The following is a 279-nucleotide window of genomic DNA, read 5'->3' as shown; positions in this document are numbered from 1 at the left end:
GGTGTGGGCGGCATTGCCCATGATGACGCAGCGACCTTTGATTTGGCTATCTGCCAATATTTTCACCAGTGGATACGCGCCGCGTTTACCCGCTTTGACAAACTTGCCTGCTAGGCTGCCAAAGGCTTGTTGAATGGTCTTAAGAAAGTATTGGTCATCATCCAGATAGCGCTGTTCTTCGCCTTTTGGGCACACCCATACCACAGAGCGGCGGTAGCCTTGCTGGGCTTGTCGCCCATCCGCTTGACCGATATCAAACGCATCAACCAAAGGTAACAC

1 pseudogene is annotated in these 279 nt (G+C 52.3%); it reads right to left on the bottom strand.

The features are described from left to right. Positions 1-279: pseudogene (locus AC0IW7_RS24795) on the bottom strand (hypothetical protein); the annotation flags it as partial.

This window comes from Pseudomonas sp. AC229, from assembly GCF_979254655.1.
Note: the sequence above shows the minus strand (reverse complement) of the source record. Positions and strands in the feature narration are given on the sequence as shown.